Here is an 18,164-nt window from a genome sequence, read left to right as displayed (position 1 = left end):
CACTCATAATTATATTATATAAATTTGGCAAATTCAAGGTTTTTTATAATATAATTAAAATTACTTATTCTATTTTTGGAGACTTATATGTCTGAAAGCACTTATTCACTAGCAAATTCCATTTTCTTACTTTTTTCGCTCCATAATAAGCAATACTACTACAGGAGATAAGATGATTCCAGAAACTACTATAGCAGCAGAAATTGAGGTTTTTAAAGCTATAAACCCAATAATAGGTCCCCCAATAATCTGACCTAAGGCGTCTATCTGCCCATAGGTTGATATAACTGTAGCTCTTACCTCTGATTTTATATTTTTATTTCTCCAAGCACTGTATATTGGTCCATTGGTAGTTCTTAAAATATAGAATAAAAGGTACATGGATAATGCTAAAGTAAAATTTCCCGAAAACCCAAAGAAAATCACTGCTGCAACCATAAGTATATTAATTAGAGTTAGTATCCAAACCCTATCAAGCTCCCCTGTTTTCTCCATTCTTCGCTTTATATATTCAACTGCAAGTATGCTTATAAGCATCGCAGTGCCATCTATAATTCCAATCCAAACTATAGGCTTGATTCCTGCTATGTTTGGAAAGCCTATATCATTTTGAAGGTGCGCTGTCCATAATCTGTCAAAGCCTTCGCTATAAAGGCCATACAAAAGTGCTATAGACATCATTAAAACTAACACTTTGCTTCCTTTTATAAATTTAATCCCTTCCATGAAGGTATGTCTCATTTGCATCCAAGAATTTCTGTCTTCTGCAGGAGCGGGTTTGAAATTTTCCTCCTTCATAAAGAACATTAGAAAAACAGAAAGCATTATAAATAGAACTCCACCGATGATAATTGGCAAATTCATAAGCTTTACACCTATTACAGTACTTAAAAGTATGCCAATAAAGGAAGCCAACTGGCTCATTTGAGCTCCTTTTAAATAAACCCAATCTAAACTTTTGCCTTCCAGCTCATCTGCTATCCAAGCTTCATCTGCACCACTTGTAAAGGTATAGCCCAGTCCCCATAAAAACTGGCTTACTATGACTGCTGCAAATAACGGCACAGAGCCTTCTAATATAAATGCTGTTCCAATTAATAAAAGCCCTATAATAACCGAAAGCTTTCTGCTTTTCATGTCTGCAACAACACCTGTTGGTACCTCAAATACAAAACAGGAAGCTTCTAAAACTGTACCTACAAGTACAAGCTGAAGGGGATTTAAATGTAGAGTATCAATTCTATAAAGCTGACTCACTGTAAAAACCATAGAAAAGAAAAGTGCCGAAGCACCTGAATATATTAAATAAATTGTGGTTTGAGATAGTTTTTTGCTCATTTAATCAACCCCTTCACTGCTTTTTAACTATTGGAATATATATGTCCATAACAGAACTTAAAGGATTATGGCATCTTTCATCGTAGTATTCAAAATCAGGCTTGCCCGGTGCTATTTCATAGCCCGAATTAGGAAACCATTCATACATTATATAATTCCAGGTTCCTTGAATAGCCTTTGAAAACTCTCTATTTTCATAAGGTGCAGGAGGTGTTGTAAACACTGCATACAAAGCCTCAGGTATTTCTGTAATTATAATATTCTCGCTTGGCCTATCATAAGCTTCTGCGGTTACTCCAAGAAGATACTGAAACTTGCCTGTTTCCATGTTAGGTGGGAAGCATACAGCATATTCTCCATGAACCGAAGGTTTGACCTCTTCATATAATTTATCTTCCCAGTTTTCTATTTCAAAACGTTCCCAAAAGGCTGGAATTTCTCTTTCATTTCTCTGGCTTTCAAAGCTTGTTTCAAATTCATACCCCGCAATCCTAAAAGAAAGCTTGGTTGTAATTTTGGGTTCCATAACTATCCCTTTCAAAAGGTTATATTTTTTCAGCACCATAAGATCTATTTTCTTTGGTATGCTTCCATTTATATTCTCTATATACTGACTTGGCGAGCAGCCATATTCTTTATTAAAGGCCTTGCTAAAACCACTATGGGTATTAAAGCCATATTGCATGGCAACATCAATTATTTTCTTGCCTTTATTAACAACATCACTTATGCCATGAAGCATCCTTCGCCTTCTCACATATTGCATTACAGGCATTCCCACATAGGCATTGAACAAACGATAATAGTGGTAGGATGAAAAACCAGTTAGCTCAGAAAGCTTATCTACACTTAACTCTTCCTTTAAATTCTCTTCTATATAATCAATACTATTTTGAATAAGCTGTATATAATCCACCATATCCACCCTCTTATAATCTATGTATCATGATTATATCATTTAAGGCTCAATTTTACTGTTCCAAATTTGTCATGATTTTTAAAACATAAAAAGAGAATGCTCTTAAAGTTATTTAAGACACATTCTCTTTTCATTAAAGTCTAGAGTTTAACAAATTTGCTTTTAGTTTTTCAAACTCTTCAGAAGTTATTGCTCCAAGGTCTAAAAGTTGTTTTAGCTTCATTATTTCATCTGCCATGCTAGTAATGTTTGTTCTAGCCTCCTTTTGTTCTGAAGCTTCTTCATATTCTACATCTATGTAATTATCTAAATCTACTCCTACTTCACCTAAGTCTCTATTATAATCTGATTGGCTATAACTGCTTACTGATTCAATTAAGGTTTTTCTTAAACGCTCACCCATTGGTTTCATTGATGCATAGGTCATGCCAGCAGAAACAACTCCTCCAATTATAGGAATTGCCTTAGATAATCCTTTTGCGAAGGTATCCTTTGTAAGCTTAACCCCAAGAAGAGCTGCAATTTTTTTAATAATAGGGTAGGAAACTGTTTTTGTTAATGTCTTTTGAGGCAGCTTTTTAAGAATTTGCTTCGACATATTTGCAGATATTACCCTAAGTGCAGCAGCTGAACCGCTTACCCCAAACATAACACCTATAAAAATTATAAGTTCATTTCTAACTGCTTTATCATCTATAGCTCCATTTTCCCATAAATCCTTAAATCCATACAAATAAGCAAGCTCTTGAGCTATGCGTAGAGCTGTACCAAAAAACTGCATCGTATCAGCAGGTATAGAGGCAGCCATTGCAAAGCCTCCTGGCAGCCCTGCTGCGAAGGAAACCCCTGAACTTTGAAGAGTTCTTTTATCTATAAGCGCTTTTGCTTCACTATTAATAGTTTTAACATCAATACCTGCATTTACAGGCCCGAGTTCTATAATCTTGCCAAGTCGTGATGGCTCAGCATAATTACTAAAGGTTTTTGTTAAAAACTCTGTTCTATCTACTTTTACTCCTGGTATTCTAAGTGCATTTACTATTACTAGCTCTAAGGTACTATTTTGTCCACTAGCCATCAAGTTCATCTCCTATATATAGTGTATAACCAATTATATTCGACAAACAATATTTAAATCCTTCAATATAAAAAGGCCTGACCCCGCTACTTTTTTGCATTGGGATCAAGCTCCTTTTAAGCTTCTTCTTTTAAGTTATTAGATAACGTAAAGGACAACAGCAAACAAATCAAAGCGGCAGAAGCTAATATGAGAAACACTATATGAACTCCCGAAAATACAGAGCCTCTGATTTGTTCTAGGGATAAACTACTGCTTACAGCAGTTGAAGAATATAAATCATCCGGTTTAATCCCCTTTATGCCTATATCATTAAAGTATTTAACTATGCTTAAATTTATCACACTTCCTAAAATACTTACTCCTATAGTCTGTCCTATAGTTCTTACAAGCGCATTAGTTGCAGTAGCTGCTCCTCTTATACTGTAACCCACAGAGGATTGCACCACTATGGTTAACGTGGTAAAAGCTCCACCAAATCCAAAGCCCATGATAGAGGCGTAAACTATAACTAAGACTATAGATGAGCCTACTGACAATGTAACTAAAAGTACACAGCTTAATAAAGTAATGAAAACTGATAATCCAATTACCGTTTTTTCGCCGTATAACGGTATAGCCTTTGCTAAAATCACTCCAGATATTGTCCATGCTATAGACATAGGCGCCATTGAAAGCCCTGATATAGTTGGGCTAAAGCCTAAAACATTTTGCATATATAAAGGCATATATACATCTACGCCAATTAAAACCGCAGCAATAAAAAAGCTTATTATATTAACTATAATATTTATCCTTGTAAAAATTTCAACTGGAATTATTGGTTCTGAAGCTTTTTTCTCTATAAAATAAAAAATAATGAGCAGTATAAGTGCACCTATTGAGGCTCCTATAGTCTTAGGAGAAAATAGACTGCTGTCTTCTCCTTTTGACATTGTCCCATACAAAAATATTAGTATAGAGGCAGACAATACAATGGTTCCTGCAAAGTCAATTTTGACTTTTTTCTTTTCTGTATGCTCGTCTAAGTTTTTCTGTAAAAGCACTATTGATAATATTCCAAAAGGAAGGTTAATAAAGAAAATCCAATTCCAAGACAAGTGCTCTATTAAAAAACCTCCAAGGAAAGGACCAGCAAGACTTGCTACGCCCCATACCGTACTTAACCAACCCTGTACCTTTGCCCTTTCTGAAAGAGTAAAGATGTCTCCAACTATAGTATAGGTTACAGTAAATATTGCTCCTGCTCCAAGTCCTTGTATAGCACGGAAAATTATTAGCTGATACATATTTCCGGATATACCGCATAAAAAACTTCCTGTTAAGAATATTATTATTCCTATTGAAAGTATATTTTTTCTTCCAAATAAATCTGATAGTTTTCCATATATAGGAGTTGAAATAGCTGAGGTTAATAAGTATACAGAGAAAACCCAGCTTATAAGCTCAAACCCGCTTAAAGCTTTTACTATTGTAGGAATCGCAGTAGTTACAACAGTTCCCTCAACCGCTCCTAAAAACATTGCTACCATAAGTGAAATTACTATATTTCTTTTTCTTAAGTCCATTAATTAAACCTCTTCCTCAGTATATTCATATAATACCTGACCAAATTTATATGGTCAGGTATTAATCTTATAAACTAATATTTACAAGAGTTCTTCCTATGATTTTTCCTTCTAAGATCTCCTTAATTTTATCCTCTAAGCCTTCAAGGGCTACTTCCTCAACATTAAGTCCAAGATTTTCTGGCTTCCACTCAGAGGCCATCAAACCCCAAAGCTTTAACCTTAAGTCCATTGGACACTGAACAGAATCTACCCCTAAAAGATTAACTCCTCTAAGAATAAAAGGAAAAACTGTGGTAGAAAACTCATGTGATGCTGCATTACCACAGCTTGTTACACTACCGCCATAGTTAGTAGTTTTAAGAGCCGTAGCTAAAATATTTCCACCAACAGTATCTATAACTCCAGCCCATCTGGTTTTTAATAAAGCTTTTCCTAATTTATCATCAAGCTCTTCTCTTAAGATTATATCCCTGGCTCCTGTCTTTAAAAGCATATCCTTAGCCTCAGCTTTGCCTGTTCCGGCAACAACACTATAGCCAAGCTTATGAAGCATGCTTACAGCAAGGCTTCCTACTCCACCTGTTGCCCCAGTTACTAATACTTCTCCAGCTTCCTTTTTAACACCAGACTGTATTAGCTTATAAACAGATAAAGCTGCAGTAAACCCTGCAGTACCATATATCATGCTTTCCATAAGTGAAAGCCCCTTAGGCAGCTTCACAATCCACTCTTTAGGAACTCTAATATACTCGCTAAAACCTCCGGAAGTATTCATTCCTAAGTCATAGCCTGTTACTATAACCTCATCTCCAGCTTTAAACTCTTCGCAATTGCTCTCTTCCACTACTCCGGCAGCATCTATACCAGGGGTATGTGGATATTTTCTAGTAACCCCCTTGTTTCCTGTAGCTGAAAGAGCATCCTTATAATTTAAGGAAGAGTATTTAACATTTATCAGAACATCACCTTCAGGAAGCCCGGAAATTTCTCTTTCTTTAATCTCTCTTACATACTTGCCTTCAATTTCACTTACTACCATTGCTTTAAATTTATCTCTCATCTTATGCTGCATTCCTTTCTGCAATTTACCTTATAAAATGAAACAATGCCACTATGAGTTAGCACTATTTAAAATAAATCCGTTCTGCCTATTCGATTTGCTTTAAAAGTGTCTTCATAACATTTGAAAGCTTAGCCTCTCCTAGTTCTTCATGAGCTATTGCTATGACTAATTTTATATCATTATCAGATTTATCCCATTTGTAAGCTCTTATGTCAAATATAGCTTCATCAGGCAAAATCTCCTCAAAATCTGTTGCAAGCTCTTCTGCCACAGTAAGATACTCGTCAAAAAGATCATCTTCAGTAAGCTCTGCTTCAGCCATTTCATCTAAATCCTGATCTTCTTGAATGATTTCATATAAAACATCAACACTTATACTTAAATTATAAGCTAAAACATCTTCCCTCTTAGAGCCCTTGCTCATATCTTTAACAACTTTAAACTCAGATTCAGATTCGATCTTTTCCTTCATTTCCTTACTTTCCATTACTTCATTGCCAAAAACTATGTACATATATATCCTCCTATTTCAATTCTTCAGCTCTGTTAAACCTCTTTACCCTAAAACTATATTTTAAATAGTTTCTATAATTTTAGTAACCAAACTGCATAACTTTACAGAAGCTTTTTGTGCTATTTCTACTACTCTCTCATGAGAGTGCTTTACGGTTTGTATTCCTGTAGCCATATTAGTTATACATGCTATTCCAAGCACCTTCATACCTAAATAATTAGCTACTATGGTTTCCGGAACTGTAGACATACCTACTGCATCTGCTCCCATTCTCCCAATCATAACAATTTCTGAGGCAGTTTCGTAGTAGGGTCCCATAAAGCCTGCGTAAACACCTTCCTTGCAGTCAATTCCAAGCTCTGAAGCTGCATCTCTTGCCTTCTCTATTAACTTAAGGTCATAAGGCTCTGACATGTCAGGGAATCTTGGGCCAAATCTTTCGTCATTTTCACCTATCAAAGGATTAGTTCCCATAAGATTTATAAAGTCGTTAATAAGCATTAGAGTTCCAGGTTCGAAGCTTGTGTTTATTCCTCCACAGGCGTTAGTTACTATAAGATTTTTAATACCAAGCATTTTCATTACATATACAGGATAGGTAACTTCCTTCATACTATAACCTTCGTAATAGTGGAATCTGCCCTGCATAAAGAGTACCTTCACTCCATTTAAAAGTCCAAAAACAAGCCTTCCCTGGTGACCTTTTACTGTAGATTGCGGGAAGTTTGGTATATCCTTATAATCTAAGTATTGCTTGTTTTCAAGCGTATCTGTTAGATTGCCAAGTCCTGATCCAAGAATAACACCAATTTCAGGTTTTAAGTTAATCTTTTCCTCAATATATCTTACTGATTCCATTACTTTATCATACATATTGTTCATTTTTATCCTCTCACTTTCTTAGCAATACTGCACATAATATTTTCGTCTAAACCAATAATACAGTAAATTTATATTTTGGTCTACACATCTCAATTCTTACTACTTACTATCTTTTCTGACTGCAGCTTTAATATCTTCAAGATTTATTCCATAATAATTTGCCCCTGTTTCCTCACATACATTCCTGCAATTTGCAAATGCTGCCCCGCCAATTATTATATTGGGTGACTTTTGCCTAAAATAATTTTTAATCGCTGCTATAGTATGCTTTGCAGCTTCTATATGATAAGGTAAAGTGACCGAAATAGCAACCAAATCTGGTTCTTCTGCCTCTATAGCTTTAATAAGGCTTATAGCGGGAACACTGGAACCTAAATAAACCACATGCCACCCCTCAAGCTCCAGCATATCTGCAATCATCTTAAGTCCAATATTGTGCATCTCAGGTACTGGAGTCAAAGCAATCAGTGAATGGACTCTTCCATATATGCTCTTCTCCTTCACCCTAAGCTCTCTCATAATATCTAATATTGCCTCAGATATAAGATGCTCCTTCCAAACATCGATAACACCTTGTTCCCAAAGAGCTCCTACTTCTTTTAACGCTTTCTCCAATATATCAAAATATATCTGCCCAATGTTGATACCTTCTTCATAAAGATCAAGAATAGAACTTCTTGCTTCTTCTCGATATCCTTTCAAGAGGTTTTCTAGGAAAACTTTATAAACTTCATCAATAGATTTAAATGCCATACTATTTGGCTTAACTTCTTTATTTAAATTCTGCTTATTTTCATCTCTTCCCAAAAGATAATCTAAAGTGACCTGAAATAAATCTGCTATCTTATTTAATTTCTCAGCATCAGGAACCCTTAGCCCCTTCTCATAGTTTGCTATAGTAGTTTGCCCTACCTCAAGCAGCTCCGCAAGTTCTTTTTGTGTATATTTATTTTTCTTTCTAAGCTCCTTAATACGATTTGATAGTTCTTTGCTCATATTTTTACTCCTTTTGTATATATCTTGAAAACAAAATATCACATCTCGTGAATATTTTCAATATTTTTTAGAATAGATAGTTGATTTATTACAAAGAGTGATATATTATTATATTATAACTACATAATAATTATTATCCTATAAAAATATAAATTATCTAATTAAATTAGTTGAAAGGAGATTATTTATGCATCACTATTACAATGAATTTATGAAAACCATTGAAACTGAAAACAGAAACGCTTTATTAAATTTTATTTTACCAAAACTAAAGAATAACGAAATAGATATAATAACTCTTTACACAGAGATATTAGCTCCTTCTTTAAACAGCATGGTTCAAAATAAAACTGATAAAGCCTTTATATGGAGGGAGCATGTTAGAAGCTCTATTATAAGAACTATTATTGAAAACTGCTACCCTTATGTAATTAAGGAGAGAGATGAAAGCTATAAGCTCAACATTAATAAAAAGATAGCAGTGGTTTGCCCTTCAGAGGAATATCACGAAATAGGAGCAAGGATGATAACAGATTTTTTCACTCTTTTAGGTTATAATGCCACTTTTGTAGGAAGCAATACTCCTAAAGAAGAATTTTTAGAAGCTTTACAAAATATCAAGCTTGACTATATAGCTATAAGCGTTTCAAATCCTTACAGCTTAATTGCTGCTCGTAAGGCCATTGAAAAGATACGAGAGGCTGACCCGAAAATTAAAATATTAGTTGGAGGCAGCGCTTTTAAGCATAAGGAACATTCACACAAGGAAATTGGAGCAGATATGTATCTTCATTCCTTTGAGGATATAAAAAAGCTTGCGGAGGAGGATGGACAATGATATTACCATTTAAAATAGCAGTTCGTTTCTTAAAATCCAGCAAAGGACAAACTGCACTAATCGCACTTGGAATTGCTGTTGGGGTATCTGTGCAAATATTTATAGGCTCTCTTATACAAGGTCTTCAAAAAAGCCTAATAAATAAAACCATAGGGAACTCCTCTCAGATAACCATAAGTTCAAATACTAATGACAAAACTATCGAAAATTATAAAAACATTAAAGACAAAATAAACGCTTTAGACACTGGAATTATAAATCTTTCTATTACTGCTGACGGACCTGCACTTATAAAAGATGACAGCAAAACTTATTCAGTCTTAGTTAGAGGGATGGATCTAGATGCTTCAGATAAAATTTACAATATTAAAGATAGGCTTTATGAAGGCAGCGAGCCAAAAGAGATTAATGAAGTTATTATAGGCAAGGAGCTTCAAAAGGAACTTAACCTTAAGCTTGGTGATGAGCTTGAAATACTAGCAAACTCAGGACAGCCTAAAAAATTAACTGTAACAGGCTTTTATGACCTCAAGGTTGCCTCTATTAATAAGTCTTGGATGTTAACAACCCTCGAAACTTCCCAAGGATTATTCTCTCTAGACAATAAAGCTACTGGAGTAGAAATGCAGGTTAAGGATATTTTCAAGGCTGATATTATTGCAGATGAATTAGCAGCAGTAATGCCTGATAATGTTAAGGTGGATAACTGGAAGGCTCAAAATGCAGAACTTCTCAGCGGTCTGAATGGACAAAGTGTTTCCAGCATAATGATTCAAGTATTTGTATTAGTTGCTGTTGTGCTTGGAATAGCTAGCGTGCTTGCCATAACAGTAGTTCAAAAATCAAGACAAATTGGAATTCTTAAGGCTATGGGTATAAAGGATAGAACAGCAAGTTTGATTTTCCTCTTTGAAGGACTTCTGCTTGGAATTTTAGGTGCAGTACTTGGCGTATTACTTGGACTTTCTTTAAGCTTGATGTTTACAAAGTTTGCATTAAACCCAGACGGAACTCCAGTAGTTAGTTTATATATAGACTATAACTTTATTGCTCTTTCTGCATTGATTGCACTTGCTTCTGCAACCTTAGCAGCTTTGATTCCAGCAAGACGTTCTTCAAGACTGAATCCGATAGAGGTGATTAAAAATGGCTAATATAATAAGCTTAAAAAATATAAACAAGACCTATGGAACTTTAATAAAAACCCAAGTACTTCGCAATGTTAACCTATCCTTTGAAGAAGGTACCTTTAATTCTATAATAGGGGCCTCCGGAAGCGGTAAAAGCACACTTTTAAATATAATGGGAACTTTAGATAAGCCAACTGATGGAGAAATTTTTATAGCTGGCAAGAGAACTGATACTATGAAGAAAAACCAGCTTGCTGACCTTAGAAATCAGACTATAGGCTTCATATTTCAATTTCACTATCTTCTCCCTGAGTTCACTGCACTAGAAAATGTGTTGATGCCCAATAGAATTTATTCACCAAGACCATCAAAGGAGACCATAGATAGAGCTAATGAGCTTCTAGACCTTGTAGGTCTTGCGAAAGTAAAAAATAACCTTGCAACAAATATGTCTGGCGGTCAGCAGCAAAGAACAGCCATAGCGAGGGCATTAATGAATAATCCTAAAATAATCCTTGCAGATGAACCTACAGGAAACCTAGACTCTGAATCTACTGAAAATATTTATAATCTTATGAGAGATATAAATAAGAGATTTAATACAACCTTTGTGGTTATAACCCACGATAGAAGAATAGCTGAAAAAGCCGACAGAATTGTTGAGATAAAAGATGGAAGAATAAGCATGGATATATAAATAAAAAAGACATTTTGCCTGCTGCTATACAATGCAGCTTAGCAAAATGTCTTTTTTATTTTTATGAAGCATTCTCTAAAACATATTTTTCAATACATTCAGCTACAGAATCAACTATATATCTTGCTTTGGTTTTAAGCTCTTTCTCCACTTTATTAAAAGTAAATGAATGCTCAACAGAATCGAACATAGTGACATCATTCCAGGAATCTCCTATAGCAAAGGTATTTATCTGCTTTATTTCTTCCCTTTGCTTCACATATTCTACACCATCGCCTTTAGAGCAGCCCTTAGGTACTATGTCTATATAGTTAACATTTCTATAGGCAACTACATCATAGCCAAATTTACTATTTATTTCTCTGCATACATTATCTACATAAATAATATCATTCTTTTTGTAGCTAAAACCGAGCATTGATATTTTCTCATTTTCTATTTCCTCAACAGTAGCGATCTCTACGCCGTAAGGATTAGCTATTTTACCTTCATCTCCAAATCTAAAACTCTTAAAGCCAGTTCCAAGATGTATTTTCCAATCTTCATTATAAAACCCTTCAATAATGGCTTTTACAATTTTAAAAGATATAAATTCATGTTTAATTATCTTCCCATGCTTGTCTGCTATAAGAGCACCATTGTGCAATATAAAATAATCAACATCCATAGGATACTGTTTTATTATACCTTCAACAAGATCGTAGCCTCGTCCTGTAGCTATAGCAAAGCAATGCTTTGAAGCCTTAAGCTTTTCGATCTGCCTATAATTATCTTTTGTTATCGTCTTATTCTCTCCAAGCAGTGTTCCATCTAAGTCAGTTACAAATAATTTTCTCATTTATATCCCCCCAGTTATAAAGTTCTGCACATAATATTTCTTATAATATTGTAACATAATCTAAAGATATAAATAAGCAGCATATCGGTTGCTTCTGCCACCTTAACTTTATTATACTAGCTTTAAAAACGATAACATTGGAGATTTTCGTTTGATTTCTCCATTGAATGATAAAGGAGAGTTCTTCACTCTCCTTTATTACAGCAAATCTATCAAGTTATGCCTTATTACTTTTTTGTACTTCTGAATAAGCAGCCTCTTGACTATCCTGTTCCGAAACTAAACTCTCAGAAAATTTCTTTGAATATTCAAGCCTATAATCTTCGCTTAATAAAAATCTAAATATATTCACAATAAACCCTCCCATATTCTATTTAATTTTCAGTTTTGTATGCTTTTTCTTTGCATACCCCTTCTTAGTATAATATATTCTTCAAATTTATAAACGAAACCTTAATTAAAATATTAACAGGGTAGTTATTGATATAACAAGCCTTAGCTAGTTGCATATGTTATATTTTTAACGTTTATATCACAAGCTTACAATCTTGATTATACCCCCGTATTGTATATTTATGACACAAAAAAAGAGATAACTTCATGCATACTCAGCTTGAGTTATCTCTTTTTTATTATTTAAATATTAGGTTCTATAATTTAGGTGTTAAATTTAGTTATCATGCTATTTAAATCCTCTGCTAACTTTGATAAAGATTCTGCGGAGGAAGCAATCTCTTCTGTAGCACTTGATTGCTGACCAATACTCATCGAAATAGAATCTATCTCATTTGTAGTAGCCACTGAAGCTTGCTCAATTCGAGCAATAGCCTCGCTTATTTTTGTACTTCCATAGGATACATTATCTAGCAAAGTAAACATATTAGTTATGTTCTCAGCAGTTTGCTTTGTCTCAATAGATATACGCTTAAAGGTTTCCCCTGCATTATCTACTACAGATGCACCTTCATTTATCTTAACTAAAAAGCTGTTCATTTCATTTACTGCAGATAGAGTATCTTTTTGAGTTTCGTCTATCAGCTTGCTAATAAGTCTTGCTGAAGATTGAGACTTTTCAGCTAGCTTTCTAATTTCATCTGCAACCACGGAAAAGCCCCTACCAGACTCTCCTGCTCTTGCTGCTTCAATAGCAGCATTTAAAGCGAGTAGGTTTGTCTGCTCAGCTATTCCTGTAATACTTCCTGTTATAGATCCAATTTCATTTGATTTATAACTAAGTCTCTCAATAAAATCTTGAAGTTTTCTTGATGCATTAAGTATTTGATTCATTTGATTGACAGCATCCTGAATAGCTAATTGCCCTTCTCCTGCAACCTTAGCAGTACTTTCTACTGTTCCAACAATTTGTTTAGTATTTTGCGACAAGCTATTTATCATAGTGAGCCCTTCTTGAACCTCAGAGCTTGACTGTTCAATTGCTGTATTTTGTTCTAAGTTATTTTCTTGAACTTTTTCAACTGATGCAGAAACAAATTGAGCTGAAGCATAGAATTCTTCTGTAGTTGCGCTAAGTTCCTGTGAAGAAGCTGCCAATTGCTCTGCCTTGTTAATAATAGACCTTACTATTTCTCTTAGGCTGTTTGTCATTAAAGCTATACTATCAGAAAGCTGTCCGAGCTCATCCTTTTTACTGCTGGATATATTTCTTTCCCTTAAATCGCCTTCTGCAATGGCCTGAGTAATTTTATTCAGCTTGACTATAGGTGCAACAATTTTGCTGCTGTATATTATAGAAATCACCATAGCTAAAACTATGAAAGCACTAGAAACAATTATAAACGTTAAACTAAGTCTATTTACACTTTTAAAAATTTCCTTTGAGCTTACAGATAAAGCAAAATACCATATATCTTTATCGTTCATCTTCACAGGTATAACTAGAGCAGAAGTTTCCTGTCCTGATAATGTATATGCAATTTGCTTGCCACTTTCCTCTTTTCTCTTTTCCCAAACAGGTTTAAGATCATCTTTTGTATCTTCTTTTCCAAGCTGAAGCTTTCCAATAATCTCAGTATTTTTACCATGCGATAGAATCATACCGCTATCATCAAAAACAAACCCAAAGCCGCTTTCACCATGTTTAAGCTTCTCTGTCATCTCCTGAAGCTTTGCTAAGCTAAGAGTTGCATAAGCGATACCCTTTGCATTATTATCCTTATCTAGTATTGGAGCCGCAACAACTACAGATAGCTTTCCTGTAGTGTTTGAAACTAGAACGTCAGAAATTGCTGGCTTCTTTGTAGACATAGCATCAGCAAAATATTTTCTATCTGCAATAGTATCTTGCTCTCCCTTATAGTTCCATCTGGTTCCTTCTGCATTAGCAAAAGAAATGTTATCAAAGGTATTTTTATAATGAGGAAACACTCTTGAAAGTGTTTTAACTCCTTCATCAGGATTTACATTTTCTAATCCCTCTAAAAGAGCAATCCCCTGAACTTTTGTAACAGCATCATTAAGGAAGTTCTGTACTTCCTTTCCCCTGTTTTCTGCAACTTTAGTAATTAAATCATTATTTGTCTGCTCCACAGTCTTTTTAGATGAAACATAACCTATAGCGGAAACTGAGCCTAAACTTATAATTACTATCAAAGATACTATTAATGCTGTTTTAAATTTCACTCCCATCGCTATATTCCCCCCCTATTATCGTAATTTTAGTAAACATTCATTGATATCGTTGTCTTTTACTAAAACTTTATCAAAAAGACACAAAAAATACACAGAGTTTTAAATAAATAAAAAGCTATGGGTATTGTTTACTCATAGCTTTTACGTCGGATTCTATTTTAAATATTTATCAAACCAATCTGTTATCTCTTTAAGTCTTCTAACTCTGTGCTTAGGTTTTCCGCTCCTGCTAAGCTCGTGGTTTTCTCCTCTAAACATGCAAAGTCTCGACTCAACCCCATGATATTTTAAGGCAGTGAACATTTGAATGCCTTCTACCAGCCAGCATCTATAATCTTCCTCAGAGTGAAGGAATAAAGTTGGGGTTTTAACCCTATCTGCATACTTTAACGGTGAATGCTCCCAAAGCTTTTCTTGATTGTTCCAAGGAGTCGCTGCAATTTGGTCATCTACAAAAAAGTAACCTATATCAGTTGTATTGAATTTAGATATCCAATTGGATATGCTTCTTTGTGAAGCTGCAGCTCTAAATCTGTCTGTATGTCCAATTATCCAGTTTGTCATAAAACCGCCATAAGAACCTCCAGTTACCCCTATTCTATCAGCATCAATAAAATCATATGTTCTAAGAACTTCATCGGTAAATTTCATTATATCAACATAATCAATAGTTCCGTACTTTCCTCTTATATCAGCAAACTCATTTCCTCTGCCATCACTGCCCCTTGGATTGCAGTAGAATACTGCATAGCCTTCATTTGCCCAATACTGCATTTCGTGGAAGAATACAGTTCCATAAACTGTTTTTGGCCCTCCGTGTATATCTAATATTGCTGGATATTTCTTGCCCTCTTCAAAATCAACAGGCTTTATAACCCATCCTTCTATTATTACACCTGGCTCAGTCTCAACTTTTATTGCCTCCGGAGCAGATATCTTCTTTTCTTCATGAATCCATTCATTAAAATTAGTTAATTGTTTTTCAAAACCTTCCTTTTTAATATAAAGCTCCTGAAGCTTATTGGGCTTCATGCCAATATAAATAACACTGCCACTATTAACGCTTATTCCATCTACTGAACCTTCATCACAAATAACTCTTTCAAAATTTCCTTCCTTATCAATTCTGTTTAGATAAGAGCTATCTCCTTCCGTAGTTACAAAGTATAGATACCCTTCTTCAAGCTGTTTAGAATCAGAACCTCCATATCTACAGTCAGAGCCTACAGAATTATCCATGGCTGCATCAAAATCTGGAGTTATGCATTTTATTTCATTGGAATTAAGGTTTAGTGTATATAGCTTGCTGTTTTCATTTATCCCATACTCCTTCATATCTGTTCCAGCAAATATAAGGGCATCACTTGCTATAAATCCCGCATAGGAATAGCTTATTTCTATTCCTTTATTTAAGTTAGTAAAGCTTTTGTTTGATAAATCATAAATTTTTAAATCATTAACAAGAGGCATCTTATCCTTAAATTCATAGGAAACTATTACTACCTTAGTCCTATCCTCATTTAGATTAAAGCTTTCAACATTTGTGTATTCATCTGTTATAGCCTTAACCTCTCCTGAATTTACTTCATATATGTATAGCCTGTTTCTATTTTTGTTTGTAAAGCCTCCGCCGTTAGACCAAAAGGGGATTTCTTCTAAAACTTCATAGTCCTTCTCTTCTTTTCTAGCCTTAAATTCCTTTGCTTTTTCCTCTTCGCTCAAGGAGTTTAAATCTGGCTTACCTATGTTGTAATCTGAAGTGAATATGTAGCTTCCTTCAACTATAGGCTTTATTGAGTTTACACTTTTAGGAATTCTGATAAATTTTGCAGCTTCCCCACCGTTAATGCTGATTTTATAGTATTGTGTGAACTCTTCCCCATTTTCCTTTTTTTCTTTATCCTTTGAGTTTCTCACATCAGGAAACATTATATTTTCATTATCTAGCCACAGAAAGCTTCTTTCTGTATCACAAGCTGTAAGCTTGAAATATGCTTCCTTCTCAATATTATAAAGCCATAGATTTGAAAGATATTTATTCTCCTCCAAATCAGTTTCATGAAGCACAAAACAGACATTCTTTCCATCTGGTGAATGCTTTACTCCAGATAAAAACTTATACTTAATAAATTCATCAATTTTAACTTTTTCCATAATATCGCCCCCAATTTGCATAGAAATTTACATTGCATATACATTATATTCTTCAGCAGGCTGGCAATTCCTCCTACCAACTAATAAACTCTAAAGCTATTTTCACTAGCACCGATAATTTAAATATATAAAACTTTGAAAGATTAAAGACCTTAATTTTATATTGATCTAGACTCCTGAAAGGAGATTGATATGAGTGCAGAGCTTAAAATTTTAGTATCAAAGCTGTCAAGAGAAACTCAAATACCCTACAAAAGTCTTCTTTTAGCAGTTAGAAAGACTATTATATCTGGACGTATGTCTAAGCACGAGCTTATATCAGTACTCCGCAAGATGACTGATTAGGCAAAACAAAAAGCTCCTGAAAATTCAGGAGCTTTGTCTTATTCTCTTACAAGCTTTTTAATACTTTCTGTTGCATCAATTAATGGGCTTATAGACTTGTCTCTATTTATATAATCTATAACAGTAGCCAAGAACTCAGACATATCTACTTCTCTAAACCATTCAGCAGACTTTGCCTCAGGTGGAAGATATGTTAAATTTGTTGAGTAAACTCTATCGATCAATCCTTTTTCATAGAATTCATCAAACTTTTTAATTCCTTCAGTAAATAAAGCAAAAGTTGTTGCTGCAAATATTCTTTTAGCTTTTCTCTTTTTAAGCTCTGTAGCAATATCAAATATAGATTCTCCTGAAGCAATCATATCGTCAACTATAAGTACATCCATACCTTCAACATCTTTTCCTATATATTCATGCTGAACTATTGGATTTTTGCCCTTAACAACAGTTGTATAATCACGTCTCTTATAAAAAAGACCTATATCTAGTCCCATTACGCTTGAGTAGTAGATTGCTCTATCCATTGCTCCAGTATCAGGACTTATTGTTATCATTTTTGTTTTATCTATAACTAAATCCTCTTGCTTTATAAAGGACTTAACAATTTCATAAGTAGGATATAAATTCTCAAAAGTTGATAGAGGTATAGCATTATGCACATTAGGGTCGTGAACGTCAAAGGTATATATATCCTTTACTCCAAGTCTTTCAAGCTCTTGAAGGGCTAACGCACAGTCTAGGGATTCCCTTCCCTTTCTCTTGTGCTGTCTGCTCTCATAAAGCATAGGCATTATAACAGTAACTCTTCTAGCCTTGCCTCCTATCGCAGAAATAGTTCTTTTTATATCTTGAAAATGTTCATCTGGCCCCATAAAATGAGTCATTCCGAACATATCGTAAGTGCAACTGTAGTTTCCAACATCGCATAGGATATAAATATCCTTTCCTCTTGCAGTTTCCTCAAGCCTTACTTTTCCTTCTCCATTTGAAAATCTTATAGCATCAGTTGTAACTAAAAAAGACTCGCTCTCATCAACCTTAAGAAGCCTTTTTTGCTTAAGATGATAGTCGACTTTTTCACCCAGCTCTCTGCTGCTCTCTAAAGCTACTAATCCTAAAGGACCATAGGGCATTGCATTAAAACTCATATTT

General features: G+C 34.4%; 17 protein-coding genes. 4 read left to right on the top strand and 13 right to left on the bottom strand.

Translation table 11 applies throughout. The annotated features are described in order from the left end of the window. Positions 1-126: 126 nt before the first annotated feature. The 8 genes from NBE98_RS02280 to NBE98_RS02245 all read right to left on the bottom strand — a co-directional run bounded on the left by NBE98_RS02280 (position 127) and on the right by NBE98_RS02245 (position 8,361). On the bottom strand, positions 127-1,338 hold the full coding sequence (locus tag NBE98_RS02280; protein ID WP_250812066.1) for an MFS transporter: 1,212 nt from the start codon (positions 1,336-1,338) through the stop codon (positions 127-129). Positions 1,339-1,351: 13 nt separating this feature from the next. After that, complete coding sequence (locus NBE98_RS02275; RefSeq protein ID WP_250812060.1) at positions 1,352-2,257, bottom strand: AraC family transcriptional regulator; 906 nt, start codon at positions 2,255-2,257, stop codon at positions 1,352-1,354. Between the two features lie 133 nt (positions 2,258-2,390). Beyond that, complete coding sequence (locus tag NBE98_RS02270; protein WP_250812058.1) at positions 2,391-3,335, bottom strand: SHOCT domain-containing protein; 945 nt, start codon at positions 3,333-3,335, stop codon at positions 2,391-2,393. Between the two features lie 116 nt (positions 3,336-3,451). Continuing rightward, entirely contained in the window at positions 3,452-4,903 is a 1,452-nt protein-coding gene (locus NBE98_RS02265; RefSeq protein WP_250812056.1) for an MDR family MFS transporter, read from the bottom strand. A gap of 67 nt (positions 4,904-4,970) precedes the next feature. Next, entirely contained in the window at positions 4,971-5,966 is a 996-nt protein-coding gene (locus NBE98_RS02260; protein ID WP_250812053.1) for a YhdH/YhfP family quinone oxidoreductase, read from the bottom strand. An 88-nt stretch (positions 5,967-6,054) separates the two neighbouring features. After that, the gene (locus NBE98_RS02255; RefSeq protein WP_250812052.1) at positions 6,055-6,483 is read right to left on the bottom strand and encodes a hypothetical protein; all 429 of its coding nucleotides are present in this window, start codon (positions 6,481-6,483) and stop codon (positions 6,055-6,057) included. Between the two features lie 60 nt (positions 6,484-6,543). Continuing rightward, positions 6,544-7,356 carry a purine-nucleoside phosphorylase gene (locus NBE98_RS02250; protein WP_250817441.1) on the bottom strand — a complete coding sequence of 271 codons (813 nt, stop codon included), beginning with the start codon at positions 7,354-7,356 and terminating at the stop codon, positions 6,544-6,546. A 108-nt stretch (positions 7,357-7,464) separates the two neighbouring features. Further along, positions 7,465-8,361, bottom strand: coding sequence for a helix-turn-helix domain-containing protein (locus NBE98_RS02245; protein WP_250812048.1), 897 nt, complete (start codon positions 8,359-8,361; stop codon positions 7,465-7,467). Positions 8,362-8,548: 187 nt separating this feature from the next. Here NBE98_RS02245 and NBE98_RS02240 point away from each other — a divergent pair, with 187 nt between their 5' ends. The 3 genes from NBE98_RS02240 to NBE98_RS02230 are packed head-to-tail and all read left to right on the top strand — an operon-like array spanning position 8,549 to position 11,026. Then, a complete protein-coding gene (locus NBE98_RS02240; protein ID WP_250812045.1) occupies positions 8,549-9,199 on the top strand; it encodes a cobalamin B12-binding domain-containing protein in 651 nt (216 codons plus the stop codon). Continuing rightward, positions 9,196-10,353 carry an ABC transporter permease gene (locus tag NBE98_RS02235; RefSeq protein ID WP_250812031.1) on the top strand — a complete coding sequence of 386 codons (1,158 nt, stop codon included), beginning with the start codon at positions 9,196-9,198 and terminating at the stop codon, positions 10,351-10,353. The genes NBE98_RS02240 and NBE98_RS02235 overlap by 4 nt, the downstream gene beginning before the upstream one ends. Beyond that, a complete protein-coding gene (locus NBE98_RS02230; RefSeq protein ID WP_250812030.1) occupies positions 10,346-11,026 on the top strand; it encodes an ABC transporter ATP-binding protein in 681 nt (226 codons plus the stop codon). Before NBE98_RS02235 ends, NBE98_RS02230 begins: the two co-directional genes overlap by 8 nt. Positions 11,027-11,087: 61 nt before the next feature. Here the strand turns inward: NBE98_RS02230 and NBE98_RS02225 are convergent, their stop codons facing one another. The 4 genes from NBE98_RS02225 to NBE98_RS02215 form a co-directional block, all read right to left on the bottom strand. Continuing rightward, positions 11,088-11,864 carry an HAD family hydrolase gene (locus tag NBE98_RS02225; RefSeq protein WP_250812028.1) on the bottom strand — a complete coding sequence of 259 codons (777 nt, stop codon included), beginning with the start codon at positions 11,862-11,864 and terminating at the stop codon, positions 11,088-11,090. A gap of 217 nt (positions 11,865-12,081) precedes the next feature. Next, on the bottom strand, positions 12,082-12,216 hold the full coding sequence (locus tag NBE98_RS22370) for a hypothetical protein (RefSeq protein WP_284703590.1): 135 nt from the start codon (positions 12,214-12,216) through the stop codon (positions 12,082-12,084). 305 nt (positions 12,217-12,521) lie between these two features. Further along, positions 12,522-14,510, bottom strand: a complete 1,989-nt coding sequence (locus NBE98_RS02220) for a methyl-accepting chemotaxis protein (protein WP_250812026.1) — start codon at positions 14,508-14,510, stop codon at positions 12,522-12,524. A 156-nt stretch (positions 14,511-14,666) separates the two neighbouring features. Continuing rightward, complete coding sequence (locus NBE98_RS02215) at positions 14,667-16,667, bottom strand: alpha/beta hydrolase family protein (RefSeq protein ID WP_250812024.1); 2,001 nt, start codon at positions 16,665-16,667, stop codon at positions 14,667-14,669. 192 nt (positions 16,668-16,859) lie between these two features. Here NBE98_RS02215 and NBE98_RS02210 point away from each other — a divergent pair, with 192 nt between their 5' ends. Further along, positions 16,860-17,012 (top strand): hypothetical protein, encoded by a 153-nt coding sequence (locus NBE98_RS02210; RefSeq protein ID WP_250812019.1) that lies wholly within the window; start codon positions 16,860-16,862, stop codon positions 17,010-17,012. A gap of 38 nt (positions 17,013-17,050) precedes the next feature. On the opposite strand, the gene NBE98_RS02205 is transcribed toward NBE98_RS02210, so the two are convergent. Further along, positions 17,051-18,160, bottom strand: coding sequence for a ribose-phosphate pyrophosphokinase (locus NBE98_RS02205; RefSeq protein WP_250812017.1), 1,110 nt, complete (start codon positions 18,158-18,160; stop codon positions 17,051-17,053). Positions 18,161-18,164: the final 4 nt, after the last annotated feature.

Source organism: Clostridium swellfunianum, from assembly GCF_023656515.1.
Taxonomy (GTDB): Bacteria; Bacillota; Clostridia; order Clostridiales; family Clostridiaceae; genus Clostridium_AT; species Clostridium_AT swellfunianum.
The sequence above is the reverse complement of the archived record's forward strand: the minus strand, read 5'-3'. Positions and strand labels throughout refer to the sequence as shown.